Below are 26,665 nucleotides of genomic sequence, written 5' to 3' on the forward strand. Positions count from 1 at the left end.
CGGGGCGAGGCGGGGCGTATAGACGATGAACGCGCCGGTCGCAACAGGGCTTCCGCATTGGGAGGCGGCCGAGGGGCTGACGCCCTACGAGGCCGCGCTCGCCCGGATGGAGGAACGGGTGGCGGCGATCCGCGCCGGCACGGCGGAGGAGCTGGTCTGGCTGGTCGAGCACCCGCCGACCTACACGGCCGGGACCTCCGCGACGCCGGAGGGGCTGGTCGACCCGCGCTTCCCGGTCTTCCGGGCGGGGCGCGGGGGGCAGTGGACCTATCACGGGCCGGGGCAGCGAACCGCCTATGTGATGCTCGACCTCACCCGGCGCGGGCGGGACGTGCGGGCCTATGTCCACAACCTCGAGGACTGGCTGATCCGGGCGCTCTGGCGCTTCAACATCCACGGCGAGCGGCGGGCGGGGCGCGTCGGCATCTGGGTGGAGGACCGGGCGCGGGGGACGGAGGACAAGATCGCCGCCATCGGCGTCCGCGTCACGCGCTGGGTGAGCTGGCATGGCGTCGCGGTGAATGTCGATCCGGACCTCTCCCATTTTGGCGGCATCGTGCCCTGCGGCATCAGCCAGCACGGGGTGACCAGCCTGCACCGGCTCGGCGTGCTGGCGACGATGGAAGAGGTGGATTCGGCGCTGATGGCGGCCTGGGCGGAGGTTTTCGGTTAGAGCCTCTCCGGCTCACGCGGGTTCACAGACATGTTCGAGCCTGTTGTTTGATCGCAAGTACCCCCGATCAGGTGAGCCCCCCGAGCGGAGTTCGCTCTAGTCATCGTCCGGCGCGGGCGGCGGCTGCTGCTGGTGCAGGACCTCGATCCGCCGCTGCAGCTGGGTGATGCGGCGGCGAAGATCGGCATTCTCCCGCATCGACTGGCGCAGGCGGGACTGGGCGGCATCCAGCGCGTCGTGCGAGGGCGAGGTCGGCAGGCGCGGAGCCTTCGGCGCCGGGGCCAGGATGTCCTCCCAGCGGAGGCCGAGCCGGCTGACCATGCGATGCGCCGCCTCGGCCGCGGCGGCACGCTCGCCGACCTGGTCGGAGCCGAGCAGGGCCAGGATCCGGGCCAGCCTCGCCGCATCGGTCGCCCGCATTCCTCCTCCCCTCGCCTGCCCCGGAACCAGGGAGAAGCCATAACCCCGGGCCGGGGTTGCGGGGAGGGGGTGCCGGCCTTCAGGCGATCTGCAGCAGCCGCGCCGCCGTCTCGCCGAGCACGCCCGCCTTCTGTCGGTCGTTCAGCGAGGCGCAGGCCATGATGTGGTCGACCGGCTTCGGCGCCCAGGGATAGGGGTCGTCGCTGCCGAGGACGATCTGCGAGGCGCCGACCTGCGACTGGAGGTGGCGGATGGCCTCGGGGGTGAAGACCAGCGAGTCGAAGAAGATCTGCTTCAGGTATTCGGTCGGATTCGTCTTGAGCCGGATGTTCGGGTCGCAGCCGGCGGGGCCCACCAGGCAGGCATGGTCCGAGCGGTCGGCGTAGGAGGCGAGGTAGCCGCCGCCATGCGCGGCGATGATCCTGAGGCCGGGGAAGCGGTCGAGCGTGCCTTCGAAGATCAGGTGCGAGAGGGCGATCGTCGTATCGAGCGGGTTGCCGATGGCATTCCCCAGCCAGCCATTGCCGGAGAGGCGGCGGCTCAGCTCCGGCACGCCCTGAGGGTGTACGAAGAGGACGGCGCCCAGCTCCCCCGCCTTGGCCCAGACGGGGTGGAAGCGCGGGTCGGAAAATTCCAGGTTGCCGACCGAGCCGCCGATGGCCGCGCCCTTCAGGCCCTGGCGACGCATCGCCGTCTCCAGCTCCTGCACCGCGAGCTGCGGGTCCTGCAGGGTGAGGGAGGCGAAGCCGGCGACGCGGTCGCGGTGGGCCGCGCAGAACTCCGCCATCGTCGTTGCGGCGCGCCGGTGCAGGCCGGAGGAGCGCGGATGCGGGAGGCGGTGGGCTAGGCGTCGGGACGGTCCAGGCGCTCATAGACGAGGTGCAGGGCGCCGTTTGCCTTGGTTTCGCAGCGGAGGAGCCGAAGCTTGAGCTCGCCGGTACCCGGCGGGAAGAGCGGGATGCCCTCGCCCAGGATAACCGGGATCACCGCCATCTCGAGACGGTCGAGCTTGCCGATCGCGATCATGGCGCGGATGAGCTGGCCGCCGCCTTCGATCCAGACACGGCGGCACCCGCGGGCCTCGAGCTCGGCGGCAATGGCGGCCAGGTCGCCGGCGCGGGCCTCGACGCCCGGCGGCGCCTCCCCCAGCGGGCGGCTTGTCAGGACGATGGCGGGCTTGGCGGGATAGGGCCAGTCGCCGAAGCGCCGGATGGCCTCATAGGTCCCGCGCCCCATGAGGATCGCGTCGACGCCGGCAAGGAAGGCCTCGAAGCCGAACTCCTCGGCCGGATAGTCCGCGGCCAGCCAGTCTTCGACGGAGCCGTCCGGGCGGGCGATCTTGCCGTCGAGCGAGACGGCGATGTGGCAATGCCAGATCGTGCCGGCCACGGCGCAGCTTCTCCCTCACGCCTCCGCCACCCGGCCGACCGGCCGCGCGGGCGCCATCGGGGCCGGGGCGCCGTCGCGGCAGAGGGCCGAGAAGCCGGCCCCGGCGAAGGCCGCGACGGTGGCCAGCAGCCACATCCGGTCGTAGCTGCCGTCGAGGTCGAAGACCACGCCGCCGAGCCAGGCGCCGGTGAAGCCGCCGACCTGATGGCCGAGAAAGACCAGGCCGAAGATCGTCGCCAGCCAGCGCGTGCCGTAGTTGCGGGCGCAGAGCGCCACCGTCGGCGGCACGGTGGAGAGCCAGAGCAGCCCCATGATCGCCGAGAAGACCAGCACGCTCGCCGTCGTCTTCTCCACCAGCATGAAGCCGCCGATCAATACGCCCCGCGCGGCATAGATGATGACCAGCAGCTCCCGCCGGCGCCAGCGGCCGGACAGCTCGCCCGCGGTCAGCGATCCGGCGACGTTGAACAGGCCGATCAGGCTGATGGCCGCGGCGCCGACGCCGAGCGGCAGGTGGCAGCTCGCCACGAAGCCCGGCAGGTGGACGGCCATGAAGCTCACATGCAGGCCGCAGACGAAGAAGCCGAAGGAGAGGAACCAGAAGGTCGGGTCGCGCAGCGCGCGGCGAAGGGCGACGGTGGCCTTCTCCTCCGCCGCCGCGCCGGGGGCGGGCTTCGCCGCCTGGTCGTTCAGCGGCAGGGCGAGCGGGATCATCAGCAGGGAGACGGCGGCGATGGCGAGCAGCGCCCAGTGCCAGCCGGCGGCATGCAGGCCGAAGGCGACCACCGGCACGACGAGGAACTGGCCGAAGGAGGAGCCGGCGGTGCCGAGGCCGGTGGCGCGGCCGCGCAGGTTCTCCGGCAGCAGCCGGGTCAAGCTCGCCATGATGACGGGCATGCCGGCGGCGGAGACGGCGCAGCCCATCACCACCCCGGCAAAAAAGGTGAACCAGAAGAGGCTGGTCGAGAAGGCCATGCCGGTGAGGGCCACGGCCTGCAGCACCGCGCCGATCATGATGACGCGGCGGCCCCCGATGCGGTCCGCCACCTGGCCCCAGATCGGCTGGGTGATCCCGTTGCAGAGCACCTGCAGGGCGATGGCGAAGGCGAAGCCGCTGGCGCCCCAGCCCTGGGCCGCCGTCATCGGCGCGAGGAAGAGGCCGAGGCTCTGGCGCAGCCCCATGGCCAGCGCCGCCGTGACCACGCCGCAGCCGAGCAGCAGGGTGACGGACAGCCGTGTCGATGCAGGCATGGGCTTTCCTCTCCGGTCGCCGGCATGAGAGCATCGCGGGGCCGGGCGGGGCAACTGCGCAGGGCGCATGGCTCCACTGGCCCCACATGCTGGCAGGGCAGGGCCGCATCCGTGAATTGCGCAGCGGCGCGGGAAGTGCGAAGGGCGGCCTTCCACCGTCGGGGACTGGATGATGCTACGAGCCCTCTATGATCGCGTCCTGGCGCTGGCGGGGCACCGCCGGGCGCCGGCCTATCTGGCGGGCGTCAGCTTCGCGGAGAGCAGCGTCTTCCCGATCCCGCCGGATGCGATGCTGATCCCGATGTGCATCGCCCGGCCGGAGCTTGCCTATCGCTACGCGGCGATCTGCACCGTCGCCTCGGTGCTGGGCGGCGTGCTCGGCTACGCGATCGGCTTCTGGCTGTTCGACGCGCTGGCGGTGCCGGTGCTGCGCGCCTATGGCCATGCCGATGCCATGGCGACCTTCCAGGACTGGTACGACCGCTGGGGTGCGCTCGTCATCCTCATCAAGGGGCTGACGCCGATCCCCTACAAGATCGTCACCATCGCCTCCGGGGCGGCGCAGTTCAACTTCTTCATCTTCGTGCTGGCGAGCGTGGTGACGCGCGGGGCGCGCTTCTTCCTGCTCGCCTTCCTGCTGCGGCGCTACGGGCCGCCGATCCGCGACTTCATCGAGCGGCGGCTGACGCTGGTGACGACCGGCGCCGCCGCCGGGATCGTGCTGGGGTTCGTCGCGCTCCGCTTCCTCTGAGCGCCGGCCGGCTCAGGCCTGCCGCTCGCCGCCGTCGACGAAGAGCTCGGCGCCGGTGACGAAGCTCGCATCCTCGGAGGCGAGGAACAGCGCGGCCTGGGCCACCTCCTCCGGCTCGCCGACGCGGCCGATCGGGAGCGCGGCGGCGAATTGGCTGAGCAGGGCCTCCTGCTGCGCGGCATCCGGGCCGGCCAGCCCGACCAGGCCCGGCGTGCGCGTCGGGCCGGGGCTCAGGACGTTCACCCGGATGCGGCGCTCCTTCAGGTCGAGGATCCAGTTGCGGGCGAAGGCGCGCACCGCGGCCTTCGAGGCGGCATAGACGCTGAAGGCCGGCGTCCCCCCGCTGGCCGCGGTCGAGCCGGTGAGGATGACCGAGGCGCCGTCCACCAGCAGCGGCAGCGCCTTCTGCACGGTGAAGAGCACGCCCTTCACGTTGCGGCCGAAGGTGTCGTCGAACTGCGCCTCGGTGATCGAGCCGAGCGGCAGGAAGGAGCCGCCGCCGGCATTGGCGAAGAGCACGTCGATCCGCCCGGCCTCCGCCTTCACCCGCGCATAGAGCCGGTCGAGATCGGCCATGATGGCGGAATCGGCCTGGACGCCGGTGGCGTTCGGGCCAATCGCCGCGACCGCGGCGGCGAGCTCCGCTTCGCGCCGGCCGGTAATGAAGACCTGGGCGCCCTCGGCGGCGAAGCGCCGGGCGGTGGCGAGGCCGATGCCGCTGGTGCCGCCGGTGACGACGGCGACCTTGCCTTCAAGCTTGCGAGCCATGTCTGCAACTCCTCTGGACCATCGGGGAGGAAGATGTGGCCAGGGCGATCCCGTCAAAATAGAAAGGATTGCAAACCATCCTTGCAGGATTGCAAATGCCGGGGCTGCCGGATTTCGAAGGGCTGGCGATGGTCGCGGCGCTGGCGGAGGAGGGCTCCTTCGCCGCCGCGGCACGGTCGCTCGGCGTCTCGGTGGCGACGGTCTCCCGCGCAGTGGCGCGGCTGGAGGGGCGGCTGGGCGGCCGGGTCTTCAACCGCAGCTCCCGCCGCCTGGCGCTGACCGATCTCGGCCGCATCGTCGCCGAGCGGGCGGCCCGGGCCCGCAGCGAGGCGGAGGAGGCGGAGGCCGCCGGGCGCGAGCTGGCCAGCCAGCCGCGCGGCCTGGTCCGGCTTGCGGTGCCGATGTCCTTCGGGCTGCGCCGGGTCGCGCCGATCCTGCCGGGCTTCCTGCGGCGCTACCCGGATGTCGCCCTCGACCTGCATCTCAGCGACGCCGTCACCGACCTGGTCGGCGAGGGGTTCGATGCGGCGCTCCGCATCGCGGTGCTCGAGGACTCGTCGCTGGTGGCGCGGCGGCTCTGCCCGGTGGCGCGGATGGTCGTGGCCGCGCCGGCCTATCTCGCCCGCCACGGGCGGCCGCAGCATCCGCGGGAGCTCGCGGCGCATCGCTGCCTTGGCTACGCCTACCGCGCCCGGGGTGAGGCCTGGCGCTTCCTCGGGCCCGGCGGCGAGGAGGTTGCGGTCACCCCCACCGGCCCGCTGCGGGTGACGAATGTGGATGCCCTGCTGCCGACGCTGCTGGACGGGCTCGGCATCGCCGAGCTGCCGGATTTCGTGGCGGCGGAGCACCTCGCGGCGGGGCGGGTGGAGCTGGTGCTCCCCGCCTGGCGGATGGCGGCGGGCGGCCTCTACTTCATCACGCCCACCGCGCGCCACCGGCCGGCCAAGGTCGAGGTGCTGGCCGAGTTCCTGGCCGCCCGCCTCGCCGGCCCGGGTTGAGGCGGCGCCCCTACTCCTTCCAGGGATGGGCGGCCCAGAGCTTCTCGTAGTGCCCCTGCATCGCCACCAGCTCGCCGCGATACTCGTCCGGGCCGAGCAGGCGCAGCGGCAGGGCGAGCTGGGTGGCGGTGGCGGCCCATTCCGGATCGTCGACGGCGCGGCGGGCGGCATCCACCAGCCGGTCGAGCACCGGGCGGGGCAGGCCGGCCGGGGCGGCGAGGCCGCGCATCGAGCCCTCGACCACGTCGAAGCCCTGCTCGCGGAAGGTCGGCACATCGGCCATCACCGGCCAGCGCGCGGTGCCCATCTGGCCGAGCGGGCGAAGCTGGCCCTGGCGGAAATCGCCGATCGCCTCGCCAATATTGGTCACCGCGAGGTCGATCTGCCGCGCCAAGGTGGCGGTGCGGACCGGGGCGCCGCCGGCGAAGGGGATATGCAGGAATTTCGTGCCGGTGACGCGCTCCAGCGCCAGCACCGCCAGGTGGTCGTCGGAGCCGATGCCGGAGGTGCCGTAGCTCACCTGGCCGGGACGGCGCCGGGCCTCCTCCACCAGCCCGGCGACGTCGCGCAGCGGGCTGTCGGGCCGCACCCAGATGGCGCCTGGATCGTCGACGATGTTGAGGATCGGCGCGAAGTCGTCGAGGCGGAAGCGCGCCTGCGGCCGCTCGAGCGGGATGGTGACGATGGTCGGCGTGTTGATGAAGCCGATGGTGTAGCCATCCGGCTTGCTGCGGGCGAGCTCGGTGAAGCCGATCTCGCCCGAGGCGCCGGGGCGGTTGCTGACCACCACCGGCTGGCCGAGATACTTCTCCATGATCCGGGCGAGCGGCCGCGCCGCCGCATCCGTGCCGCCGCCGGCCGGGAAGGCCAGCACCATGGCGAGCGGGCGGTCGGGGAAGCCGGACTGGGCCCAGGCGGGCCGGATGGCGGGGGCGGCGAGCGGCAGGCCGGCCAGGCCGCCGATGAGGGCGCGTCTCTGCATGGGTGATCCTCCCGGTCTCCGCTTATGGGCGCGGCTACCGCGAGGATCGGATCATGCCGGCGGCGACGTTGCAACGATGCTGACGGGGCGGGCGACCATCCCGGCCTTCTCGCCCCGGCGGAAGCCGGCCGCCTCCTAGAAGCGGAAGGTCGCTTCCTGCGTCGTGCCGGTCAGCAGCATGGCCTTGGTGCAGCCGGCCGCCCAGGCGGCGGCGAGCGCCGCATCGAGCACGGCACGGCCATGGCCCTGGCGGCGATGCGCGGCATGGGTCACGACATTCTCGATGAAGGCATAGGGCCGGGTGCCGCGCGTCAGGTTCGGCACCTGGATCAGGGTGCAGCTGGCGATGGGCTCGCCTGCCTGCTCGGCGAGGAAGACGGTGAGGCCGGGCTGCACCAGCATCGCCTGCCAAGCCGCCTCGGCCGGCCCGGGCGGCGGCGCCGGGTCGGCCGGGTTCAGATGGCGGTAGAGGGCGAGGAGGCCGGGAAGATCCGCGGCGCGGGCCGGGCGGATGCTGCGGTCCATCGCTCCTCCGCGGCCGGGCGGGGCCCCCTACCCGTTCACCACCGTGCCGCCATTCGGGTGCAGCACCTGGCCGTTGATGTAGCTGCTGTCGCTCTCGGCCGCGAGGAAGATGTAGCTCGGCGCGCATTCGTCCGGCTGGCCGGGGCGGCCCATGCCGGAGGACTGGCCGTGCTTCGCCGTGCTCTCCTCGTCGAAGCTCGCCGGGATCAGCGGCGTCCAGATCGGGCCCGGCGCCACCGCATTCACCCGGATCTGCCGCGAGGGGTAGAGCTGCTGCGACAGGCTGCGGGTGAAGGCAAGGATGGCGCCCTTGGTCGAGGCATAGTCGATCAGCCCCGGGCTGCCCTTGTAGGCGGTGACGGAGGTCGAGTTCACGATGGCGCCGCCCTTCGGCATGTGCGCCAGCGCCGCCCGCGTCACCCAGAACATGCCGAGGATGTTGGTGCGGAAGGTGCGCTCCACCTGGTCCTCGGGGATCTCGGCGAAGTCGCCGCAGATATGCTGCTCGGCGGCGTTGTTCACCAGGATGTCGATGCGGCCGCCGAGCGCCTGCGCCGCCTCGGCCACGGCGCGGTGGACGAAGCCGCGGTCGCCGATGTCGCCGGCGATGGCGGTGCAGCGGCGCCCTTCGGCCTCGATCAGCCGCCGCGTCTCCCCGGCATCCTCGTGCTCGTCCTTGTAGAGGATGGCGACGTCGGCGCCCTCCTTGGCGAAGCCGATGGCGACCGCGCGGCCGATGCCGGAATCGCCGCCCGTCACCAGCGCGGTCCTGCCGGCGAGCTTGCCGCTGGCGCGCCAGTGCTCCATCCGATCCTGCGGGCGGGGGGTCATCTCCGTGGTGAGGCCGGGCTGGCGGTCCTGGCGTTGCGGCGGCTGGGGGGTCTGCTGGTCGTCGGGCATGGGGGTTCCTCCGTGCCGCGGCCAACGGGCTGATGCCGGCAGAGGTTGCCGCCGGCGAGTGGAACGGTCCCTTAAGACCTTCCGGGCATGCTGCGCGGGATGGACCAGACCGACGGCATCATCCCGCAGGCCGCCAGGTCGGGTGGGAGGCCAGGGCGCCCGCCCAAGGCCACTGCCTTCAAGCAGGCGATGGCCCGCGCCATGGAGGGCGCAGGGCCACCGGCCCGCCTGGCCGCGGCGCCGCGGCCGGCGGAGAATGCCTTCCATGCCCGCATCGCCCTCGCCGAGAGCAGCGCCCGCGCGCCCGGCCAGGGGCTCGGCGCCCGCAACCCGAGCTCCGGCGCCCTCGGCCGCCACCAGATCACGCCTCAGGCGCTGCGCGACCTCGGCTGGCAGGATGCCAGCGGGCAATGGACGGCGCTCGCGGCCCGGAACGGCGTGCGCTCCGAGGCCGATTTCCTCGCCAGCGCCCCGGCGCAGGAAGCCGCCATGGCGGCCTATCTCCGTCGCGCGGAGCAGCAGCTCGACCGCAATGGCAGCCTGGCGCGGGCGGGCAGCGCCGTCACCGGGATGGACGGGCAGGCCGTGCCGCTGACCGAGGCGGGACTGGTCGCGGCGGCGCACCGGCGAGGGGCGGGGAGCGTCGCGCGCTACCTGGCGCATCGCAGCGGCACGCCCGATGCGCCGCTGAGCCAGGCCGACCGCCGCGCCTTCGCCGCGGTGGAGGCCAGGCTCAGGGGCTTCGCGGCGCTGCCCTATGCGCTGGCGAGCAGGCCGGGCGGCCCGCAGAACGGCTGACGGGGCGGCGATCGGACGCAGCGCATCCGATCCCCTCGATCTCCCCGCGCCGAGCCGGCTTCAGGCGGTGCGGTCGCCGCCACCCGTCAAGGCCGCCTGCGCCGCGGCCAGGCGGGCAACGGGCACGCGATAGGGCGAGCAGGAGACGTAGTCGAGCCCGGCCTCCTCGCAGAACTGGATGGAGGCCGGGTCGCCGCCATGCTCGCCGCAGATGCCGAGCTTGAGGTCGCTCTTCACCCCCCTGCCCTTCTCCTTGGCGATCTTCACCAGCGCGCCGACGCCCTCCGGGTCGATCGAGATGAAGGGATCCTTCGGCAGGATGCCCTTCTCGACATAGAGCGGCAGGAACTTGCCGGCATCGTCGCGCGAGAGGCCGAAGGTGGTCTGCGTCAGGTCGTTGGTGCCGAAGCTGAAGAAGTCCGCGACCTCGGCGATTTTGTCGGCGATCAGCGCGGCGCGCGGCAGCTCGATCATCGTCCCGACGTAGTACTCGATCGTCTGGCCGCTCTCGGCGAAGACCTCCTTCGCCACTTTGTCGACCTGGGCGCGCGTGATCTCGAGCTCGCGGCGGGTGGCGACGAGCGGGATCATAATCTCCGGCACCGGCGCCGCGCCCGTCTCCTTCGCGGTGGCGACGGCCGCCTCGAAGATGGCGCGGGCCTGCATCTCGTAGATCTCTGGGTAGGAGATGCCGAGGCGGCAGCCGCGATGCCCGAGCATCGGATTGGCCTCAGAGAGGTCGGCGGCGCGGCGCTGCATGGTCAGCGGGTCGGTGCCGAGGGAGACGGCGATCTCGGCGATTTCCGCCTCGCTATGGGGGAGGAATTCGTGCAGCGGCGGGTCGAGCAGGCGGATCGTCACCGGGAGCCCCGCCATGATGCGGAACAGCTCGATGAAGTCGGCGCGCTGGAAGGGCAGCAGGCGGGACAGCGCCTCGCGCCGCCCCCCCTCGGTCTCCGACATGATCATCTGCCGCACCGCGCCGATGCGCTCCGGGTCGAAGAACATGTGCTCCGTCCGGCACAGCCCGATGCCCTCGGCGCCGAATTTGCGCGCCGTGTCGGCATCGAGCGGCGTCTCGGCATTGGTGCGGACCTTGAGGCGGCGGACGCCGTCGGCCCATTCCATCAGCGTGGCGAAGTCGCCGGAGAGCTGCGGCTCCACCATGGCGACAGAGCCAATGAAGATCTCGCCGGTGGCGCCGTCGAGGGTGATGATCTCGCCGCCGCGGATGGTCTGGCCGCCCGCCATCAGCATCTGCGAGGAATAGTCCACCGTGACGCCGCCGGCGCCGGCGACGCAGGGCCGGCCCATGCCGCGGGCGACGACGGCCGCATGGCTGGTCATGCCGCCGCGCGTCGTCAGGATCCCCCGCGCGGCATGCATGCCGTGGATGTCCTCCGGGCTCGTCTCGATGCGGACGAGGATGACGGCCTCGCCCTTCGCCGCCCGGGCCTCCGCCTCGTCGGCCGAGAAGACGACGGCGCCGCTGGCGGCACCCGGGCTGGCCGGCAAGCCCTTGGCGAGCAGCCGGCGCGGCGCCTTCGGGTCGAGCGTCGGGTGCAGCAGCTGGTCGAGCGCCGAGGGGTTCACGCGCTTGATGGCTTCGGTCCGGTCGATCAGCCCCTCGCGCGCCATGTCGACGGCGATCTTGAGGCTGGCGGCGGCGGTGCGCTTCCCGTTGCGGGTCTGCAGCATGTAGAGCTTGTTCTGCTGGACCGTGAACTCGATGTCCTGCATGTCCGCATAGTGCTGCTCGAGCTTGGCGCGGACGGCGACGAGTTCCTCATAGGCCTTCGGCATGGCGACTTCCATGCTGCGCTCGCCCGGCTTCGCCTTGAGTTGCGCCATGGGCTGCGGCGTGCGGATGCCGGCCACCACGTCCTCGCCCTGGGCGTTGATGAGGTACTCGCCGTAGAAGATGTTCTCGCCCGTCGAGGGGTCGCGGGTGAAGCAGACGCCGGTCGCGCAATCCTCCCCCATATTGCCGAAGACCATGGCCTGGACGTTGACCGCCGTGCCCCAATTGGCGGGGATGTCGTGCAGGCGGCGATAGGTGTTGGCGCGGGCGTTCATCCAGGAGCCGAAGACCGCGCCGATCGCCGCCCAGAGCTGCGCCTCGGGGTCCTGCGGGAAGGGCTTGCCGGTGACCTGAGCCACCATCTCCTTGTAGCCGGTGACGACCGTCTTCCAGTCATCGGCGGTGAGCTGCGTGTCCTCCTGGACGTCGCGGCTGATCTTCACCTCCTCGATGATCTCCTCGAAGCGGTGATGGTCGACGCCGAGCACGACGCTGCCGAACATCTGGATGAAGCGGCGGTAGCTGTCCCAGGCGAAGCGCGGGTCGCCGGAGGCGGCGGCGAGGCCGTCGACCGTCTCGTCGTTGAGGCCGAGGTTCAGCACGGTGTCCATCATCCCCGGCATGGAGACGCGGGCGCCGGAGCGGACGGAGACGAGGAGGGGCTTGCGGTGGTCGCCGAAGCGCATGCCGACGGCCTGCTCGATGAGGCCGAGGGCGGCGCCGACCTGGTCCTTCAGCTCCTGCGGGTACTGCTTCTCGTGGTCGTAGTAGTAGGTGCAGACCTCGGTGGTGATGGTGAAGCCGGGCGGGACGGGCAGGCCGATGCTGGCCATCTCGGCCAGGTTGGCGCCCTTGCCGCCGAGCAGGTTGCGCATCTCGGCCTTGCCCTCGTTATGGCCGGCACCGAAGCTGTAGACCCACTTGCTCACGGGCGAGTTCCTTGTGTTTGGCGAGGCGACAGGGCGCCGGTCAGGGCCGAGAGTGTGCCATTCCGGCGCCAATTCAACCTTCGATTTTTGAGAAGTCCGCGACCGCCTCCATGGCGGCGCAGAGGCGGCTGAGCAAACGCAAGCGGTTGGCGCGCAGTTTCGTATCCGGGTCGTTCACAACAACGGTTTCGAAGAAGGAATCGAGCGGGGCGCGGAGGGCGGCCAACGCCCCCATGGCGGCGAGGAAATCCTCGCGGGTCAGGGCGGCCGCGACCTCGGCCGAGCGGGCCTCGACGGCCCCGGCGAGCGCGGCCTCGGCGGGGAGGGCAAGCAGGGCGGGGCCGACCGGGCCGTCATGCGGGCCGTCCTTCCGCGTCTCGATGCGGAGGATGTTGGCGGCGCGCTTGTAGGCGGCGAGGAGGTTGGCGCCGTCGGGCGTCGCCAGCATGGTCTCGAGCGCGGCGGCGCGGGCGAGGAGGCGGACGAGGTCGTCATCGGGCGTCGCGCCGAAGATGGCGGCGACCAGGTCGTGGCGGGCGCCCTCGGCGCGGAGCTGGACGCGGAGGCGGTCGGTGAGGAAATCCAGCAGGCCGGCGGCGAAGGCGGCAACCATCGGCGGGTGCGTTGAGTCGGCAGGCGGCTGGAAGCCGGCGTTCAGCTTCTCGGCGGCGACCTCCATGCCGAATTCCGGGCTGGCGGTGCTGCCGGTGGCCTGCGGGTAGCCGAAGAAGGCTTCGCCGATCAGCCCGGCGAGGCCGAGGCGCAGCCCGCCCTCGCGAATCATGCGGATGACGCCGAGCGCCGCGCGGCGCAACGCGAAGGGGTCGCCCGAGCCGGTCGGCCGCTCGCCCACCGCGAAGAAGCCGGTGAGCTGGTCCAGCTTGTCGGCGAGCGCCACGGCGACCGAGACCGGCTCCGAGGGCACCGCATCGCCGGGGCCGAGGGGGCGGTAATGCGCGCCGATCGCCTCGGCGATGCGTGGGTCCTCGCCATCGGCCAGCGCATAGGTGCGGCCCATGATGCCCTGGACCTCGGGGAATTCGCCGACCATCCCCGTCGCCAGGTCGGCCTTGGCCAGGCGGCCGGCGCGGGCCGCCAGCGCCGGATCGGTCCCGACATGGGGGGCGATGAGGGCGGCGAGGCGCTCCAACCGCCGCACCCGCTCGCCCTGGGTGCCGAGCTTGGCGTGGAAGACCACGGCCTCCAGCTTCGGCAGGAACTCCTCCAGCCGCTGCTTGCGGTCCTGGTCGCGGAAGAAGCGGGCATCGGCCAGGCGGGCGCGCAGCACCCGCTCATTGCCGGCGATGATGACGGCGCCGCTATCCTCGGGGATGATGTTGGCGACGAGGGCGAAGCGCGGCGCCGGGCTTCCGTCCGGGTGGCGGAGCGCGAAGTAGCGCTGGTTCACCCGCATGGTGGTGCGCATCACTTCCGGCGGCAGGTCCATGAAGGCCGCGTCGATGGAGCCGAGCAGCGGCACCGGCCACTCCACCAGCCCCGCGACCTCGGCGAGCAAGCCGCGGTCGGGGACGACCTCCAGCCCCTCGCGAGCGGCGAGCTCGGCGATGCCGGCCTCGATCAACCTCTCCCGCTCCGCCGCGTCGGCGATGACGAAGCGCTGGCGGAGGCCGGCCTCGTACTCGGCGAAGGAGGTGACGGCGAAGGGCTCGGTGCCGGCGAGGATGCGGTGGCCCTCGGTGAGGTCGGCGGCCAGGATGCCATGCACTTGGTCCTCGCCATGGGCGAGGGGGAAGCGCACCGGGCGGCCATCGAAGAGGCAGAGCACGCGCTGCAGGGGGCGGACCCAGGCGAAGTCGCTGCTGCCCCAGCGCATGGATTTCGGCCAGGGGAAGCCGCGCAGCACGGCGGGGACAGCGCGGGCGAGAAGCTCCTCGGCCAGCGTCACCTCGCCGGGCTTGGCGAGGACCCAGAACTCACCCTCCTCCTTCAGCTGCTCGCGCGTCGCGCCATGCTTGCGGAGGAAGCCCTCCAGCGCCTGGGGCGGGGCGTTGCGGCGGGGGCCGCGCTCCTCCTTGCCCGGCGTCTCGGCACGGGCGGCCATCTCGCCGACCACGGCGATGCGGCGGGGGCCGGAGAGCGGGCGCGGCGGCTCCGGCATCAGCGGGCGCAGCTCGGCCTGGAGCAGGCGGGCGAAGTCCTCCGCCGCCCGGGCCTGCATGCGGGCGGGAATTTCCTCGGAGAAAAGCTCGATCAGCAATTCGGGCATCGGTTACAGCGCCGCTTTCACGTCGGTCCGGGCGAAGTCCTCGCCCTTGAACAGGAGAGGCTCGTTGCGATGCCTGGCAAGGGCATAGGCGAAGCAGTCGCCGAGGTTGAGGCCGGCCGGGTGGCGGCCCTTGCCATAGCGGCGCCAGCCATCCGCAGCCAGGGCAGCATGTTCGGCCGTGAAGGGGACGACCTCGGCCTTGGATAGCGCAAGGAGGGCATCCACCTCGATGCGCGCCTCGGGCCCGCCCCTGCCCTCCGAGACGAGCGCCAGCTCCACAAGGGTCGCTGAAGAGATGGCAACCTTGTCGGCGCGGGTGAGCGCGCCGGTGAAAGCCTCCCGCTCCGGCTCGCGCTGGAGGATGGCCATGAGGGCCGAGGTATCGAGGATCACTTGGGCAGCCCGTTCTCGTCGTAGAGATCGGAATGGTCGCTGGTGCTGCCGGGCGGGAAGAGCTTCGAGGCACGGTCGGAGATCGCGATGATGGCCTCGAAGCGCCGCTGCCGCTCCTCGTCCCGCGCCGCGGTCTCGCGCAGCAGGCGCTCGTGGACGGCGCGGCGGATGGCCTCGGTGGTGGTGGTGCCGATCAGCTCGGCCAAGGCCTTGGCCTCGGCGATCAACGCCTCGTCCTTGATGTTCAGCTGGCCCATGCGAGGCTCCGGGGTAGATCAAGGAAGGGCATTCTACCCTACCCCTCCCCCTTCAGCCACGCCTCGCAGCAGCCCTTCGCCAGCGTCCGCACCCGGCCGATATAGGCGGCGCGCTCGGTCACGCTGATGGCGCCGCGGGCGTCGAGCAGGTTGAAGCGGTGGCTGGCCTTGATGCACTGGTCATAGGCGGGCATCGCCAGGCCCTGCGCCAGGAGGGCGGCGCACTCCTGCTCCGCATCCTCGAAGTGGCGGAACAGCATCGGCACGTCGGCGAATTCGAAGTTGTGGGCGCTGTACTCGCGCTCGGCGCGGAGGAAGACCTCGCCGTACTTCACGCCCTCGTCATTGAAGTCGAGGTCGTAGATGCTGTCCTTGCCCTGGAGGTACATCGCCAGCCGCTCGAGGCCGAGGGTCAGCTCGCAGCAGGGCACGGCGCAGGGGATGCCGCCGACCTGCTGGAAATAGGTGAACTGCGTCACCTCCATCCCGTCGCACCAGACCTCCCAGCCGAGGCCCCAGGCGCCGAGCGTCGGGCTCTCCCAATCGTCCTCGACGAAGCGGAAGTCATGGACCCTGGGGTCCATCCCGAGCGCGCGGTAGGCATCGAGCAGCAGGGATTGCGGGTCGCGCGGGCTCGGCTTCAGGATCACCTGGTACTGGTAGTAGTGCTGCAGCCGGTTGGGGTTGTCGCCGTAGCGGCCGTCGGAGGGGCGGCGGCTCGGCTGCACATAGGCGGCCTTCCAGGGCTTCGGGCCGAGGGCGCGGAGCGTCGTCGCCGGGTGGAAGGTGCCGGCGCCCACCTCCATGTCGTAGGGTTGCAGGATGAGGCAGCCCTGCGCCGACCAGAAGGCATGCAGGCGGAGGATGATGTCCTGGAAGCTCGGCGGCTTCGGGCGGAGGGCGGGGGAGGCCAGGCTCTGCATGCGGCGCCTTTTGCCACGGCCCCGCTCGCGAACATAGTGGGGCACCAACAGAGCGGGCGATCCCATGACCGAGACCGAAACACTGATCCGCGCCTACTACGCCGCCTTCGCCGCCGGCGACCGCGGGGCGATGCTGGCCCTGCTGGCCGAGGACGTGGCGCATGAGGTGAACCAGGGGCCGCGGCAGGTGGGGCGCGAGGCCTTCCGCGCCTTCCTCGCCCATATGGATGCCTGCTACCGCGAGAGCATCCGCGACCTGGTGGTGATGGTGGACGGCACCGGCGGCCGGGCGGCAGCGGAGTTCATCGTCGAGGGAGAGTACCTCGCCACCGATGCCGGCCTGCCGGAGGCGCGCGGCCAGCGCTACAGCCTGCCGGCCGGAGCCTTCTTCGCCCTCGAGGGCGGGCGGATTGCGCGGGTGACGGTCTACTACAACCTCGAGGACTGGATCCGGCAGGTCTCCGCCTAGAGCCCGAGGCGGGCCCAGGCGGCGCGCTCCTCGGCGGCGGCGATCACGGCCTCGGCGGAGAGGCCGGGGAGCAGGCGGCGCAGCAGCGAAGGGCGGCGGATGCCGAAGGGGACGAGCTTCGCCTTGGGGCCGAAGCGTCGCTTCACCTCCTCCGCCGCATCGCCGAGGCGGTCGGCAAGGCCAAGCTCCACCGCACGCCGGCCGGGCCAGAAGCGGCCGGTGAAGAGCTCCTCGGCCGGGGCCTTCAGCCGCTCGCCGCGGCGGGAGGCGACCCAGTCGCGGAACTCGCCATGCAGCTCGCCGAGCAGGGTGTCGAGCCGGGCGACATCCTCCGGCCGCTCCGGGGCGAAGGGGTCGAGGAAGCTCTTCTCGCTCCCGGCGGTGTGCATCCGCCGCTCGATGCCGAGGCGCTGGATCGCCCCCTCCAGGCCGAAGCCCGCGGCGATGACGCCGATCGAGCCGAGGATGGAGGCCGGGTCCGCCACGATCTCATCCGCGGCGCAGGCGATCCAGTAGCCGCCGGAGGCCGCGGCATCCTCGACGCAGGCGATGACGGGGAGCCGCTTCTCCTCCGCCAGGCGGCGGATGTGGCGGGCGATGAGGCTCGACTGCACCGGCGAGCCGCCGGGGGAGTTGATGACGAGGAAGACGGCCGCCGCCCGCTTCAGCGCGAAGGCGCGCTCGAGCGCCGGGGCGATGCCGGCGAGGCTCAGCCCGCCGCCGAAGCCGGGCCGGGGGGTGATCGTGCCCTGGAGGCGCACCAGGGCGACGCGCGGGTCGCGGGAGAGGAGGGGGAGGGTGAGGGGCATGCGCGCAAGACATGCCCGCGCCGGCGCCGGCATCAAGCCCCGGCCACGCGCTCTTGCCCTGGCGCCCGGCCTTCGCCAGCCTGCCGCCGAAGCAAGGGGAGAAGGCCAGGATGTTTGATTTCAAGGGCAAGCGGGTGGTGGTCTGCGGCGGCAGCCGGGGCATCGGCCGCTCCATCGCGCTCGGCTTCGCAGGGGCCGGCGCCGCGGTCTCCATCTGCGCGCGGAGCGCCGGGCCGCTGGAGGCCACGCGGGCGGAGCTCGCGGCGCATGGCGTCCAGGCCCATGCCGCGCCCTGCGACCTCGGCGACGGACCGGCGGTGAAGGCCTATGTCGCAGCGGCGGCCGAGGCGCTCGGCGGGATCGACGTGCTGGTGAACAATGCCAGCGGCTTCGGCTCGCAGGACACCGAGGAGCATTGGGCGCAGGGCCTCTCGGTCGATGTCATGGCGACCGTCCGGGCGACGCATGCCGCCCTGCCCTTCCTCGAGCGGGCGCGGGGCAGCATCCTCAACGTCTCCTCCATCTCGGGCTACCGGCCCTCGGTGCGGACGCCGGCCTATGCGGCGGTGAAGGCGCTGCTGATCAACTACACCGCCTCCCAGGCGGCGATGTATGCGCCGAAGGGCATCCGGGCGAATGCGGTGGCGCCGGGCTCCATCGAATTCCCCGGTGGCTCCTGGGAGCAGCGGCGGACCTCCGACCCCAAGCTCTATGGTGCCATCCTCGGCAGCATCCCCTTCGGCCGCATGGGCACGCCGGAGGAGGTGGCGAATGTCGCGCTCTTCCTGGCAAGCCCGCTGGCCGGCTGGGTGACGGGCCAGACCATCGTCGTCGACGGGGGCCAGATGCTCTGACCCTCTCCCCATGGCGTCGCTGCGCGAGGCCATGGGGGCGCCTCAGGTTGCGGACGGCCAGCCGTCTCGGAGAAGCATGATGGACACTGCCGGCCGCATCCTCGTCGTCAACCCGAACTCCTCCCTCTCCTGCACGGCGGGGATCGCGGCGGCGCTGGCGCGCTTCGGCACGCTCGCGCGGTTCGAGGTGGTGCGGTTGGAGGAGGGGCCGCCGGCGATTGCCAGCTGGCGGGACTGGCATTCGGTCGCCGAGCCGCTCTGCCGGCTGGTGGAGCGGGAGGAGGCGGCGGCCTACGTCATCGCCTGCGTCTCCGACCCCGGGCTGGAGGCGGTGCGCAGCGCGACGCGGCGGCCGGTGCTGGGGATGTTCCGCAGCGCGGTCGCGGCGGCGATGGTGCGGGCCGAGCGCTTCGGCGTCATCGGCTTCGTCGCGGCGAGCGAGGCGCGGCAGCGCCTGGCGCTGCGAGGGATGGGGGTGGAGGAGCGGCTGGCCGGCTGGACCCCGCTCGACCTGCCGATGGAGGTGCTGACCGACCCGGAGGCGCCGCGGGCGCGTATCCGCGAGGCGGCGCGGGCGCTGGCGTCTGCGGGGGCGGGCGCGATCGTGCTGGGCTGCACCGGGATGGCCGGGCATGTCGCCGCGGCGGAGGATGCCGCGGGGCTCCCGGTGATCGAGCCCTGCGCGGCGGCAGGGGCGATGGCGCTGCTGGCCACCGCCCCCGGTTGACGCGGCCTTAGATGCCGGACTTCTCGCCCTGGGTCTCGAGCTGGATGTAGCGCTGGACCGTCTGCGGCAGGTTCTGGCCGACGAACTCGGCCATCTTCACCTCCTCCTGGAGGCTCTGCTGCAGGAGGCCGAGGCCCTCCTGGTCGCCCGCCGCCTGCGCCATCTCCATGAGGCCGCGATAGGATGCGATCTCGAAATGCTCGAAGGCGTAGTTGGCGAAGGTGTTCTTCAGGATCTCGTCCTGCATCGGGGCATGCGCCATCGCGGCGAGATTGCCCATCAGCCCGGTGCCGAAATCCTTCAGCGCGGAATGGCTGGTGCCGAGCCGCTCGAGGATCTGCTCCAGGCGCTGGGCCTGGACCTGGCTCTCCTCGATATGCGACTTCAGGCGGGCCGCCATCTCCGGGTAGCTCTCGATGCGCTCGACCTGGCGCTCGAGCAGCTGCACCGCCTGCTTCTCGAGGGCATGGGCGTTCTTGAGGCCGGTGATGTAAATGTCCTGGGCGCTGCTTGCCATGAGGTGTCTCCTGTGTTTCCTGCGCAAGAACAGCGTCGGGCGGGGGGCGGTTCCCGATGGGGGGGGACCGTTCCGGTCGCATGACTCGGGACCCGGGAACGCCGGACGGGGTTATGGCGCTCTCCCGGCATGGAAGAGGACAGGCCAATGCGCTGGGATGCGACGACCTCCGGCGCCGGCAAGGCGCCCCGCTTCGTGCCGGCGCCGCTTGGCACGGCGGTCTGGCGCGGACTCCGCAACCGCTGCCCCTATTGCGGCGTCGGGCGGGTCTTCGCCGGCTACCTGTCGCTGGTGCCGGAATGCAGCAACTGCCACGCGCCGCTCGGCCGCCTGCGGGCGGATGACGCGCCGCCCTACTTCACCATCTTCCTCGTCGGCCACATCCTGGTCCCGCCCGTTTTCTGGGTGGAGAAGGCCTATGAGCCGCCGATGTGGGTGCACATGGTCGTCTGGTTGCCTCTCTTCACCATCCTCTGCATCCTGCTGCTGCGGCCCATCAAGGGCGGGGTGGTGGGGTGGATGAGCACGCTCGGGATCGTCTCGGTGGAGGATGACGAGGAGGAGGAGGCGCCGGCCCCGGCCCCGCCCCCGTTGCGCGGGCTGCCCGACCGGAATGCCTGAGCCAGCGGACGCGGCGCGGCGGATTGCCCAGCTGGAGCTGCCGGATGCCAGCCCCCTCCCTTCGGCCTATGCCGAGGCGGACCGGCGCCAGGCGGTGCAGGACCTGCTGGCCGGCAACAGCTTCGACCCGCTCGGCGTGCCGGGCGGGCCCTTCGTGCTGCATCTCTGCGTGCGGGACGGGCGGCTGGTCTTCGACATCCGCGACGAGGCGGAGGTGGCGGTGCGGGCCGTGGCGCTGGCGCTCGGCCCCTTCCGACGGCTGATCAAGGACTACCACATGATCGTCCAGAGCCATGAGCAGGCGGTCAGCGAGGGCGGGCACGAGGCGCGCATCCAGGCCATCGACATGGGCCGGCGCGGGCTGCACAACGAGGGCGCGGCATTGCTCGTGGAGCGGCTGGAAGGCCGCATCGGCCTCGACTTCGAGACGGCGCGGCGGCTCTTCACCCTGGTCTGCGCGCTGCACCAGCGGATCTAGCGGGCATCCCATCCATGAAGATCAACGGCACCCCCTATCGCAGCGTCTGGGTGGACCCGGAAGATGGCTGGTCCGTCCGCATCTTCGACCAGACCAGGCTGCCCTGGTCGGTGGACATGCTCCGCCTCGCCACCTGGGAGGAGGCGGCGCATGCCATCCGCTCCATGCAGGTGCGCGGGGCGCCGCTGATCGGGGCCGTTGCCGCCTATGGCGTGGCGCTGGCGATGCGGGCCGACCCGGCCTCGCTCGACCGGGTGCTGCCGGCGCTCAACGCGACCAGGCCGACGGCGATCAACCTGCGCTGGGCGCTCGACCGGCAGCGCGCCCGGCTGCACAACCTGCCCGTCGAGGCGCGGGCGGAGGCGGCCTATGCCGAGGCGGCCGCCATCGCCGACGACGATGCCGAGACCTGCCGGCGCATCGGCGAGAACGGGCTGCCGCTGTTGGCCGAGGTTGCGGCGCGCAAGGGCCGCGTCAACGTCCTCACCCATTGCAATGCCGGCTGGCTGGCAACCGTCGACTGGGGTACGGCGCTGGCGCCGATCTACATGGCGCATGACGCCGGGCATGCCGTGCATGTCTGGGTCGACGAGACCCGGCCGCGCAACCAGGGCGCGGCGCTGACCGCCTTCGAGCTCGGCGCGCATGGCGTTCCCCACACCGTCATCGCCGACAATGCCGGCGGGCACCTGATGCAGCACGGCGATGTCGACATCTGCATCGTCGGCACGGACCGGGTGACGCGCCAGGGCGACGTCGCCAACAAGATCGGCACCTACCTCAAGGCGCTGGCGGCGCGGGACAACGGCATCCCCTTCTGGGTGGCGCTGCCGCATTCGACGCTCGACTGGCGCGTCAGGGACGGCGTCGCCGAGATCCCGATCGAGGAGCGGTCGGGGGCCGAGGTGACGGAGCTCACCGGCCGCACCGCGGACGGGCGGATCGAGACGGTGCGGGTGGTGGCCGAGGGCAGCGCCGCCGCGAACCCGGCCTTCGACGTGACCCCGGCACGGCTGGTGACGGGGCTCATCACCGAGCGCGGCCGCTGCGAGGCGAGCGAGCCGGCGCTCGCCGCCATGTACCCGGAACTCGCCGGGCCGTAGAGGCCCGGCCACCTTGACTCGTGCGTTCCGGAAAGAATTGTATTCGATGTGAAATCCGACCGTCATCCGCCGGCTATGCTGCGGCTGCATGGTCCGCCGCCGCGTGGTTCGAGGGGGTTGACGAATGATGCGCAAGACCCGGCTTCTGGCGGCTGGCATTCTGCTTTCGATGGCGACACGGCCCGTCCAGGCGCAGGATGCGGCGCGGATGGAGGCGATCGAGCGGCAGCTGCGCAGCCTGCAATCGGAGCTGGCCCGGCTGCGGCGCGAGGCGGCGACGGCCCGGCAGGAGGCGGAGCGCAGCCGGGCGGAGACGCGGGAGACGCAGCGGCGCCTCGACACCGCGCCGCCCCCGCCCGTCGTCGCCGCGGCGCCGGCCCCGTCGCGGCTGGAGCCGGAATACGGCCGCCTCACCTTCCCCAACAACCGCCCGACCTTCACCTCCCCCGACGGGCGCTTCGCCGCCTCGCTCGGCGGCCAGTTCCAGTACGATATCGGCGGCTACCTGCGGGACGCGCCGGGCACGCCGAACAACCGCGGGGTGCGCGACCTCGACACCTTCGGCCAGAACCTCCGCCGCGCGCGGCTGCTGTTCAGCTTCAAGTACGACGACTTCGTCTTCAACATCACGCCGGATTTCGGCGGCTCGCCGGACGGGACGCCGACGCTCTACGAGGCGAATTTCAACTGGAGCCCGGTCCGGCCGCTCACCCTGACCCTCGGCTATTACAAGCCCTGGTACACGCTTCAGGACTCGATGAGCACGAACGACTTTCTCTTCCTGGAGCGGCCGAGCATCGTCGAGATCGCCCGCAACATCGCCGCCAGCGATGGCCGTTCCTCGGTGGGCGGGCGCTGGGCGGAGAACCGTTGGTTCGCTGCGGCATACCTGACGGGGAACACCTACGGCAGCAACACACAGAACCAGGGCACGCCGGACCAGACCGGCGGCACGGCGCGCATCGCCGGGCGGCCGGTCGCCAACGACGACATGGACCTGCATCTCGGCCTCTCCGGCAACATGGCCTTCGACATCCGCCGCACCTCGAGCGGGCAGACCCTGCAGCTGCGCGACCGGCCGGAGCTGCGGATCGACCAGTCGCGGCTGATCGACACCGGCGCGCTCAATGCCGACAGCGCCTATGCCTGGGGCCCGGAATTCGGCCTGCGCTGGCGGAATTTCCTGGTGCAGGGCGAGTATATCCGCATCGGCGTCGAGCAGTCCTCCGCCGGCGCCACGCCGCGGCCGGACCTGCATTTCGACGGCGGCTATGTGGAGGCGAGCTGGGTGCTGACCGGCGAGCCGCGGCGCTACAGCGCCTCCAGCGCCGCCTTCTCCCGGCCCAGGCCGCGCAACCCCTTCAGCCTGCGCGAGGGCGGCTGGGGCGCCTGGGAGGCGATGGCCCGCTACAGCGTCGCCGACCTGAACGACAAGGTGACGCGGGGCACGGCAGCCTCCGTCACCGGCGGCGTGTATGGCGGGCGCCAGGAGGTGGTGGGGCTCGGGCTGAGCTGGTACCCGAACACCCTGCTGCGCTTCATGCTGGACTGGAACATCGTCAATGTGGACCGGCTGAACGCGGCCGGCACGACGCAGGTCGGCCAGCGCTTCCACACCATCGCGCTGCGGTCCCAGTTCGCCTTCTGAGCCGCGACGGGCGGCCTCAGCGGCCGTAGAGCGCCGGGACCGGATGGCGGTCCCGGCTGGTGCGCTCCAGGATCAGCAGCCCGGCGATCAGCATGCCGCCGGCACCGCAGGCCGCCCAGAAGGCCAGCATCGGCGGCACGCGGCCGGGGGTGAAGGCATCCGACAGCAGCAGGGCGACCAGGGCGCAGACCACAGCCAGGGCGGCGCCGATCAGGCTGCAGGCGATCCGTTGCATGCTCAGTTGCTCCATTCATCGAGGGCCAGCCGGCCCGTGCGATGGTAAGAACACCTGGGGCTTGGCGGTTTCGGGCCGGTGTTGAGGCGATTTCGTGGCAAGCTCCCCGGTTGCGCGACGGCACCGAATGCCGGATCGTACCGTCCCGACGCCTGCCGGGAGCCCTCGTCCATGATCCGTGCCCTCCTTGCCGCCCTGCTCGGTGCCGGCCTGCTGGCCGCGCCGGCCCTCGCCCAAACCACCGTCGGCGCGCCGGCCGGCAGCCAGCCGCCCTTGCGCTGCGCGGTGGACGGCACCTTCGCGCCGCATGCCTTCCCGAGCCTCCAGGGCGGGGTGCAGGGCTTCCAGATCGACCTCTTCGATGCCGTGGCGAAGCGGCTGGGCCGTTCGCTCGTCATCGACAGCGCCAGCTTCTCCGGCCTCATCCCGGCAATGAATGCGGGGCGCTACGACTTCCTCTGCGCCCCCACGACGGTGACGCCGGAGCGCGCCCAGAGCCTGCTCTTCACCGAGGGCTATCTCTGGACCGAGCTGCAATTCGGCATCAGGCGCGGCAGCACGCCGATCCGCTCGGAGGAGGACCTGCGCGGCAAGACGGTGAGCGTGAACAAGGGTACGCCCTACGAGCAGTGGGTGCGCAACAATGCCGAGCGGCTGGGGCTCACGCTGCTCGCCTTCGACACCCAGCCGGATGCGGTGCAGGCGGTGCTGCAGGGCCGCGCCTATGCCAACCTTTCGGGCAACACGGTGATCAAGTACTCGGCCGCGCGCACGCCGCAATTCATCGCCGACTTCGTCCTGCCGGGCACGCGCTTCCATTGGGCGACGCCGGTGCGGCAGGACAACGCGGCGATGCGCGCCCAGCTCGAGGAGGCGATCGAGTGCCTCAAGAAGGACGGCACCATCGCCCGCCTGTCCGAGACGTGGTTCGGCGCGGCGCCGAAGGAGGACGATGCGGAGCGCGTCGCCTTCCCCGGCTACGGCCCGCCCAACCTGCCTGGCTACGATGCGACGCCGGTGCGCGCGGCCTGCGGGTAGCCATGCCGGCAACGGGGGCGCCGATCGTCGAGGCGCGCGGCATCCACAAGCATTTCGGTGCCCTGCACGTGCTGAAGGGCGTCGACCTCGTGGTACGGGAGCGCGAGCTGGTCTTCGTCATCGGGCCGAGCGGCTCCGGCAAGTCGACGCTGCTGCGCTGCCTCAACCGGCTGGAGGAGCCGAGCGGCGGCGCCATCACCGTCGACGGCATCGACATGCTCGACCGCCGCACGGACCTCAACAAGGCCCGGCAGCGGATCGGGATGGTCTTCCAGTCCTTCAACCTCTACCCGCACATGACCGCGCTCGGGAACGTGGCGCTGGCGCTGCGCCGCGTGCAGGGCCTGTCGCGGGCGGCGGCGGCGGCGCGGGCGCAGCAGGCACTCGACCGGGTGCACCTGGCGGACCGGGCGGGGCACTATCCGGGCCAGCTCTCCGGCGGGCAGCAGCAGCGCGTCGCCATCGCGCGGGCCATAGCGCTCGAGCCGCGCGTCATGCTGTTCGACGAGCCGACCTCTGCCCTCGACCCAGAGCTGGTCGGCGGCGTGCTCCAGGCGATGCGGGAGCTGCGCGAGAGCGGCATGACCATGGTGGTGGTCAGCCACGAGATGGGCTTCGCCCGCGCCGCCGCCGACCGCGTCGTCTTCATGGATGGCGGCCGGATCGTGGAAGAGGGACCGCCCGAGGCGATCTTCGGCAACCCGCGGCAGGAGCGGACGCGCGCCTTCATCGGCCAGATCACGCGCCACTAGCATGAGCAATTGGGACCGCTTCCTCGACAGCTTCTTCAATGCGCGGGTGGCGGCGGAGTACCTGCCGAAGATCATCGAGGGGTTCTGGCTCACCGTCCTGCTGGCGCTCTGCATCATCCTCACGGGCGTCGCGGCGGGGCTGGCGCTGGCGGTGCTGCGGAGCCTCGGCATCCGGGTGCTGAACTGGGCGATCATCTTCCTGGTCGACCTGTTCCGGGCGCTGCCGCCGCTCGTCGTCATCGCCCTCCTGTATTTCGGGCTGCCGGCGGCGGGGCTCTCGCTCTCCGGCTTCGCCGCGGCCTGGCTGTCGCTCTCGCTGGTGCTGATGGCCTTCACCGAGGAGATCTTCTGGGCCGGCATCACCGCCGTGCCGAAGGGGCAGTGGGAGGCGGCGCGGAGCACGGGGCTCGGCTTCCTCGACACCTTCGGCCTCGTCGTGCTGCCGCAGGCGGTGCGGATGGTGATCCCGCCGCTGACCAACCGGACCATCGCCATCACCAAGGGGACGGCGCTGGCGAGCGTGGTCGCGGTGCAGGAGATCCTGGGCGCGGCGCAGGCGGGCGTCTCCTTCAGCTTCAACCCAACCCCGCTGACGCTCGGGGCGCTGGCCTATCTGGTGCTGTTCCTGCCCGTCGTGATCCTCGGCCGCTGGGTCGAGACGCGCTTCGCCTGGAAGCGCTGAGCCATGCGACCGCGGAGGCCCGCAGCGCGGCGAGGACCGGAGCGTCAACCGCATGGCCCTTGAACCATGACCTTCGACGACTTCCTCCAGGCCTTCTTCTCGCTCGAGATCCTGCGGCAGGCCTGGCCGATCCTCTGGGCCGGGCTGCTCAACACGCTGCTGCTCTCGGTGGTCGTCGTGCCGCTCGGCTTCCTCGGCGGGATGGCCCTCGCCCTGCTCGGCACGGTGCGGAGCCGCTGGGTGCGCTGGCCCCTGATCGCCTGGGTCGACCTGTTCCGCTCGCTGCCGCCGCTGGTGCTGCTGGTCTTCGTCTATGCCGGGCTGCCCTTCGCCGGGCTCGAGGTGACGGCGCTGACGGCGGTCGCCATCGGCTTCTTTCTCAACACGGGCGCCTATTACGGCGAGATCCTCCGCGCCGGCATCGAGAGCGTGCCGCGCGGCCAGGTGGAGGCGGCGCGCTGCACCGGCCTCACCGCGGCGCAGGCGATGACCCATGTCGTGCTGCCGCAGGCGGTGCGGAACGTGCTGCCGGACCTTATCTCCAACACGCTGGAGGTGGTGAAGCTCACCTCCATCGCCTCGGTGGTGGCGTTGCCGGAGCTGCTCTTCCAGGCGCGGCAGGCGCAGAGCGTGACCTACAACGCAACGCCGATCATGGCCGCCGCGGTCGTCTACTTCATCCTGCTCTGGCCCGTGGTGCGCCTGCTGTCGCGGCTGGAGAACCGCCAGATCGCCGGGCGGCGCTGA

31 protein-coding genes are annotated in these 26,665 nt (G+C 71.7%); 15 read left to right on the forward strand and 16 right to left on the reverse strand.

The window, feature by feature from the left end:
- The first annotated feature begins 25 nt into the window (after window positions 1–25).
- On the forward strand, window positions 26–673 hold the full coding sequence (gene lipB / locus AC5JJ1_RS14765) for a lipoyl(octanoyl) transferase LipB (RefSeq protein ID WP_495785860.1): 648 nt from the start codon (window positions 26–28) through the stop codon (window positions 671–673).
- 96 nt (window positions 674–769) lie between these two features.
- Here lipB and AC5JJ1_RS14770 read toward each other — a convergent pair whose 3' ends face one another.
- From AC5JJ1_RS14770 to AC5JJ1_RS14785, 4 genes are all read right to left on the reverse strand, one after another.
- Complete coding sequence (locus AC5JJ1_RS14770; RefSeq protein ID WP_495785861.1) at window positions 770–1,093, reverse strand: hypothetical protein; 324 nt, start codon at window positions 1,091–1,093, stop codon at window positions 770–772.
- Window positions 1,094–1,172: 79 nt separating this feature from the next.
- Complete coding sequence (locus tag AC5JJ1_RS14775; protein WP_495785951.1) at window positions 1,173–1,904, reverse strand: amidohydrolase family protein; 732 nt, start codon at window positions 1,902–1,904, stop codon at window positions 1,173–1,175.
- A gap of 32 nt (window positions 1,905–1,936) precedes the next feature.
- On the reverse strand, window positions 1,937–2,482 hold the full coding sequence (locus AC5JJ1_RS14780; protein ID WP_495785862.1) for a dihydrofolate reductase family protein: 546 nt from the start codon (window positions 2,480–2,482) through the stop codon (window positions 1,937–1,939).
- A 15-nt stretch (window positions 2,483–2,497) separates the two neighbouring features.
- A complete protein-coding gene (locus AC5JJ1_RS14785; RefSeq protein ID WP_495785863.1) occupies window positions 2,498–3,733 on the reverse strand; it encodes an MFS transporter in 1,236 nt (411 codons plus the stop codon).
- Window positions 3,734–3,905: 172 nt separating this feature from the next.
- On the opposite strand from AC5JJ1_RS14785, the gene AC5JJ1_RS14790 reads away from it, so the two are divergent.
- On the forward strand, window positions 3,906–4,484 hold the full coding sequence (locus tag AC5JJ1_RS14790) for a YqaA family protein (protein ID WP_495785952.1): 579 nt from the start codon (window positions 3,906–3,908) through the stop codon (window positions 4,482–4,484).
- A 12-nt stretch (window positions 4,485–4,496) separates the two neighbouring features.
- On the opposite strand, the gene AC5JJ1_RS14795 is transcribed toward AC5JJ1_RS14790, so the two are convergent.
- A complete protein-coding gene (locus AC5JJ1_RS14795; RefSeq protein WP_495785864.1) occupies window positions 4,497–5,252 on the reverse strand; it encodes an SDR family oxidoreductase in 756 nt (251 codons plus the stop codon).
- Window positions 5,253–5,347: 95 nt separating this feature from the next.
- Between AC5JJ1_RS14795 and AC5JJ1_RS14800 the strand changes: the two genes are divergently transcribed.
- Window positions 5,348–6,250: a LysR family transcriptional regulator gene (locus AC5JJ1_RS14800; RefSeq protein ID WP_495785865.1), complete on the forward strand. Its 903-nt coding sequence runs from the start codon at window positions 5,348–5,350 to the stop codon at window positions 6,248–6,250.
- Between the two features lie 10 nt (window positions 6,251–6,260).
- Here AC5JJ1_RS14800 and AC5JJ1_RS14805 read toward each other — a convergent pair whose 3' ends face one another.
- The 3 genes from AC5JJ1_RS14805 to AC5JJ1_RS14815 all read right to left on the reverse strand — a co-directional run bounded on the left by AC5JJ1_RS14805 (window position 6,261) and on the right by AC5JJ1_RS14815 (window position 8,657).
- The gene (locus AC5JJ1_RS14805; RefSeq protein ID WP_495785866.1) at window positions 6,261–7,232 is read right to left on the reverse strand and encodes a Bug family tripartite tricarboxylate transporter substrate binding protein; all 972 of its coding nucleotides are present in this window, start codon (window positions 7,230–7,232) and stop codon (window positions 6,261–6,263) included.
- Between the two features lie 135 nt (window positions 7,233–7,367).
- Window positions 7,368–7,757, reverse strand: a complete 390-nt coding sequence (locus AC5JJ1_RS14810; RefSeq protein ID WP_495785867.1) for a GNAT family N-acetyltransferase — start codon at window positions 7,755–7,757, stop codon at window positions 7,368–7,370.
- Window positions 7,758–7,784: 27 nt separating this feature from the next.
- A complete protein-coding gene (locus tag AC5JJ1_RS14815; protein ID WP_495785868.1) occupies window positions 7,785–8,657 on the reverse strand; it encodes an SDR family oxidoreductase in 873 nt (290 codons plus the stop codon).
- A 99-nt stretch (window positions 8,658–8,756) separates the two neighbouring features.
- Between AC5JJ1_RS14815 and AC5JJ1_RS14820 the strand changes: the two genes are divergently transcribed.
- Window positions 8,757–9,455: a hypothetical protein gene (locus AC5JJ1_RS14820; protein ID WP_495785869.1), complete on the forward strand. Its 699-nt coding sequence runs from the start codon at window positions 8,757–8,759 to the stop codon at window positions 9,453–9,455.
- 60 nt (window positions 9,456–9,515) lie between these two features.
- Here AC5JJ1_RS14820 and ppdK read toward each other — a convergent pair whose 3' ends face one another.
- From ppdK to AC5JJ1_RS14845, 5 genes are all read right to left on the reverse strand, one after another.
- A complete protein-coding gene (gene ppdK, locus AC5JJ1_RS14825; protein WP_495785870.1) occupies window positions 9,516–12,185 on the reverse strand; it encodes a pyruvate, phosphate dikinase in 2,670 nt (889 codons plus the stop codon).
- Window positions 12,186–12,258: 73 nt separating this feature from the next.
- A complete protein-coding gene (gene glyS / locus AC5JJ1_RS14830; protein WP_495785871.1) occupies window positions 12,259–14,412 on the reverse strand; it encodes a glycine--tRNA ligase subunit beta in 2,154 nt (717 codons plus the stop codon).
- 3 nt (window positions 14,413–14,415) lie between these two features.
- A complete protein-coding gene (locus AC5JJ1_RS14835) occupies window positions 14,416–14,805 on the reverse strand; it encodes a type II toxin-antitoxin system VapC family toxin (RefSeq protein ID WP_495785872.1) in 390 nt (129 codons plus the stop codon).
- Entirely contained in the window at window positions 14,802–15,062 is a 261-nt protein-coding gene (locus AC5JJ1_RS14840) for a type II toxin-antitoxin system VapB family antitoxin (protein WP_495785873.1), read from the reverse strand. Before AC5JJ1_RS14840 ends, AC5JJ1_RS14835 begins: the two co-directional genes overlap by 4 nt.
- Window positions 15,063–15,100: 38 nt before the next feature.
- Window positions 15,101–15,985 carry a glycine--tRNA ligase subunit alpha gene (locus tag AC5JJ1_RS14845; RefSeq protein WP_495785874.1) on the reverse strand — a complete coding sequence of 295 codons (885 nt, stop codon included), beginning with the start codon at window positions 15,983–15,985 and terminating at the stop codon, window positions 15,101–15,103.
- Between the two features lie 64 nt (window positions 15,986–16,049).
- Here AC5JJ1_RS14845 and AC5JJ1_RS14850 point away from each other — a divergent pair, with 64 nt between their 5' ends.
- Window positions 16,050–16,454: a ketosteroid isomerase-related protein gene (locus tag AC5JJ1_RS14850; protein ID WP_495785875.1), complete on the forward strand. Its 405-nt coding sequence runs from the start codon at window positions 16,050–16,052 to the stop codon at window positions 16,452–16,454.
- On the opposite strand, the gene AC5JJ1_RS14855 is transcribed toward AC5JJ1_RS14850, so the two are convergent.
- Complete coding sequence (locus AC5JJ1_RS14855; RefSeq protein ID WP_495785876.1) at window positions 16,451–17,263, reverse strand: S49 family peptidase; 813 nt, start codon at window positions 17,261–17,263, stop codon at window positions 16,451–16,453. The two genes, AC5JJ1_RS14850 and AC5JJ1_RS14855, sit on opposite strands and share 4 nt — an antisense overlap.
- 110 nt (window positions 17,264–17,373) lie before the next feature.
- On the opposite strand from AC5JJ1_RS14855, the gene AC5JJ1_RS14860 reads away from it, so the two are divergent.
- Both AC5JJ1_RS14860 and AC5JJ1_RS14865 read left to right on the forward strand, forming a co-directional pair.
- Window positions 17,374–18,117 (forward strand): SDR family NAD(P)-dependent oxidoreductase, encoded by a 744-nt coding sequence (locus AC5JJ1_RS14860; protein WP_495785877.1) that lies wholly within the window; start codon window positions 17,374–17,376, stop codon window positions 18,115–18,117.
- A 76-nt stretch (window positions 18,118–18,193) separates the two neighbouring features.
- The gene (locus AC5JJ1_RS14865; protein ID WP_495785878.1) at window positions 18,194–18,844 is read left to right on the forward strand and encodes an aspartate/glutamate racemase family protein; all 651 of its coding nucleotides are present in this window, start codon (window positions 18,194–18,196) and stop codon (window positions 18,842–18,844) included.
- A gap of 7 nt (window positions 18,845–18,851) precedes the next feature.
- Here the strand turns inward: AC5JJ1_RS14865 and AC5JJ1_RS14870 are convergent, their stop codons facing one another.
- Window positions 18,852–19,361: a ferritin-like domain-containing protein gene (locus AC5JJ1_RS14870; RefSeq protein ID WP_495785879.1), complete on the reverse strand. Its 510-nt coding sequence runs from the start codon at window positions 19,359–19,361 to the stop codon at window positions 18,852–18,854.
- Window positions 19,362–19,508: 147 nt separating this feature from the next.
- On the opposite strand from AC5JJ1_RS14870, the gene AC5JJ1_RS14875 reads away from it, so the two are divergent.
- From AC5JJ1_RS14875 to AC5JJ1_RS14890, 4 genes are all read left to right on the forward strand, one after another.
- Window positions 19,509–19,982 (forward strand): DUF983 domain-containing protein, encoded by a 474-nt coding sequence (locus AC5JJ1_RS14875; RefSeq protein WP_495785880.1) that lies wholly within the window; start codon window positions 19,509–19,511, stop codon window positions 19,980–19,982.
- Window positions 19,975–20,460 (forward strand): UPF0262 family protein, encoded by a 486-nt coding sequence (locus tag AC5JJ1_RS14880; RefSeq protein ID WP_495785881.1) that lies wholly within the window; start codon window positions 19,975–19,977, stop codon window positions 20,458–20,460. The genes AC5JJ1_RS14875 and AC5JJ1_RS14880 overlap by 8 nt, the downstream gene beginning before the upstream one ends.
- 14 nt (window positions 20,461–20,474) lie before the next feature.
- A complete protein-coding gene (mtnA, locus tag AC5JJ1_RS14885) occupies window positions 20,475–21,563 on the forward strand; it encodes an S-methyl-5-thioribose-1-phosphate isomerase (protein WP_495785882.1) in 1,089 nt (362 codons plus the stop codon).
- A gap of 169 nt (window positions 21,564–21,732) precedes the next feature.
- On the forward strand, window positions 21,733–23,211 hold the full coding sequence (locus AC5JJ1_RS14890) for a porin (RefSeq protein WP_495785883.1): 1,479 nt from the start codon (window positions 21,733–21,735) through the stop codon (window positions 23,209–23,211).
- Window positions 23,212–23,227: 16 nt separating this feature from the next.
- Here the strand turns inward: AC5JJ1_RS14890 and AC5JJ1_RS14895 are convergent, their stop codons facing one another.
- Window positions 23,228–23,446: a hypothetical protein gene (locus AC5JJ1_RS14895; RefSeq protein WP_495785884.1), complete on the reverse strand. Its 219-nt coding sequence runs from the start codon at window positions 23,444–23,446 to the stop codon at window positions 23,228–23,230.
- A 171-nt stretch (window positions 23,447–23,617) separates the two neighbouring features.
- Between AC5JJ1_RS14895 and AC5JJ1_RS14900 the strand changes: the two genes are divergently transcribed.
- The 4 genes from AC5JJ1_RS14900 to AC5JJ1_RS14915 all read left to right on the forward strand — a co-directional run bounded on the left by AC5JJ1_RS14900 (window position 23,618) and on the right by AC5JJ1_RS14915 (window position 26,665).
- Window positions 23,618–24,484, forward strand: a complete 867-nt coding sequence (locus AC5JJ1_RS14900; protein WP_495785885.1) for a transporter substrate-binding domain-containing protein — start codon at window positions 23,618–23,620, stop codon at window positions 24,482–24,484.
- 2 nt (window positions 24,485–24,486) lie between these two features.
- Window positions 24,487–25,236: an amino acid ABC transporter ATP-binding protein gene (locus AC5JJ1_RS14905; RefSeq protein WP_495785886.1), complete on the forward strand. Its 750-nt coding sequence runs from the start codon at window positions 24,487–24,489 to the stop codon at window positions 25,234–25,236.
- 1 nt (window position 25,237) lies between these two features.
- The gene (locus AC5JJ1_RS14910; protein WP_495785887.1) at window positions 25,238–25,918 is read left to right on the forward strand and encodes an amino acid ABC transporter permease; all 681 of its coding nucleotides are present in this window, start codon (window positions 25,238–25,240) and stop codon (window positions 25,916–25,918) included.
- Window positions 25,919–25,984: 66 nt separating this feature from the next.
- Window positions 25,985–26,665, forward strand: coding sequence for an amino acid ABC transporter permease (locus AC5JJ1_RS14915; protein WP_495785888.1), 681 nt, complete (start codon window positions 25,985–25,987; stop codon window positions 26,663–26,665).

The organism is Belnapia sp. (assembly GCF_059504005.1).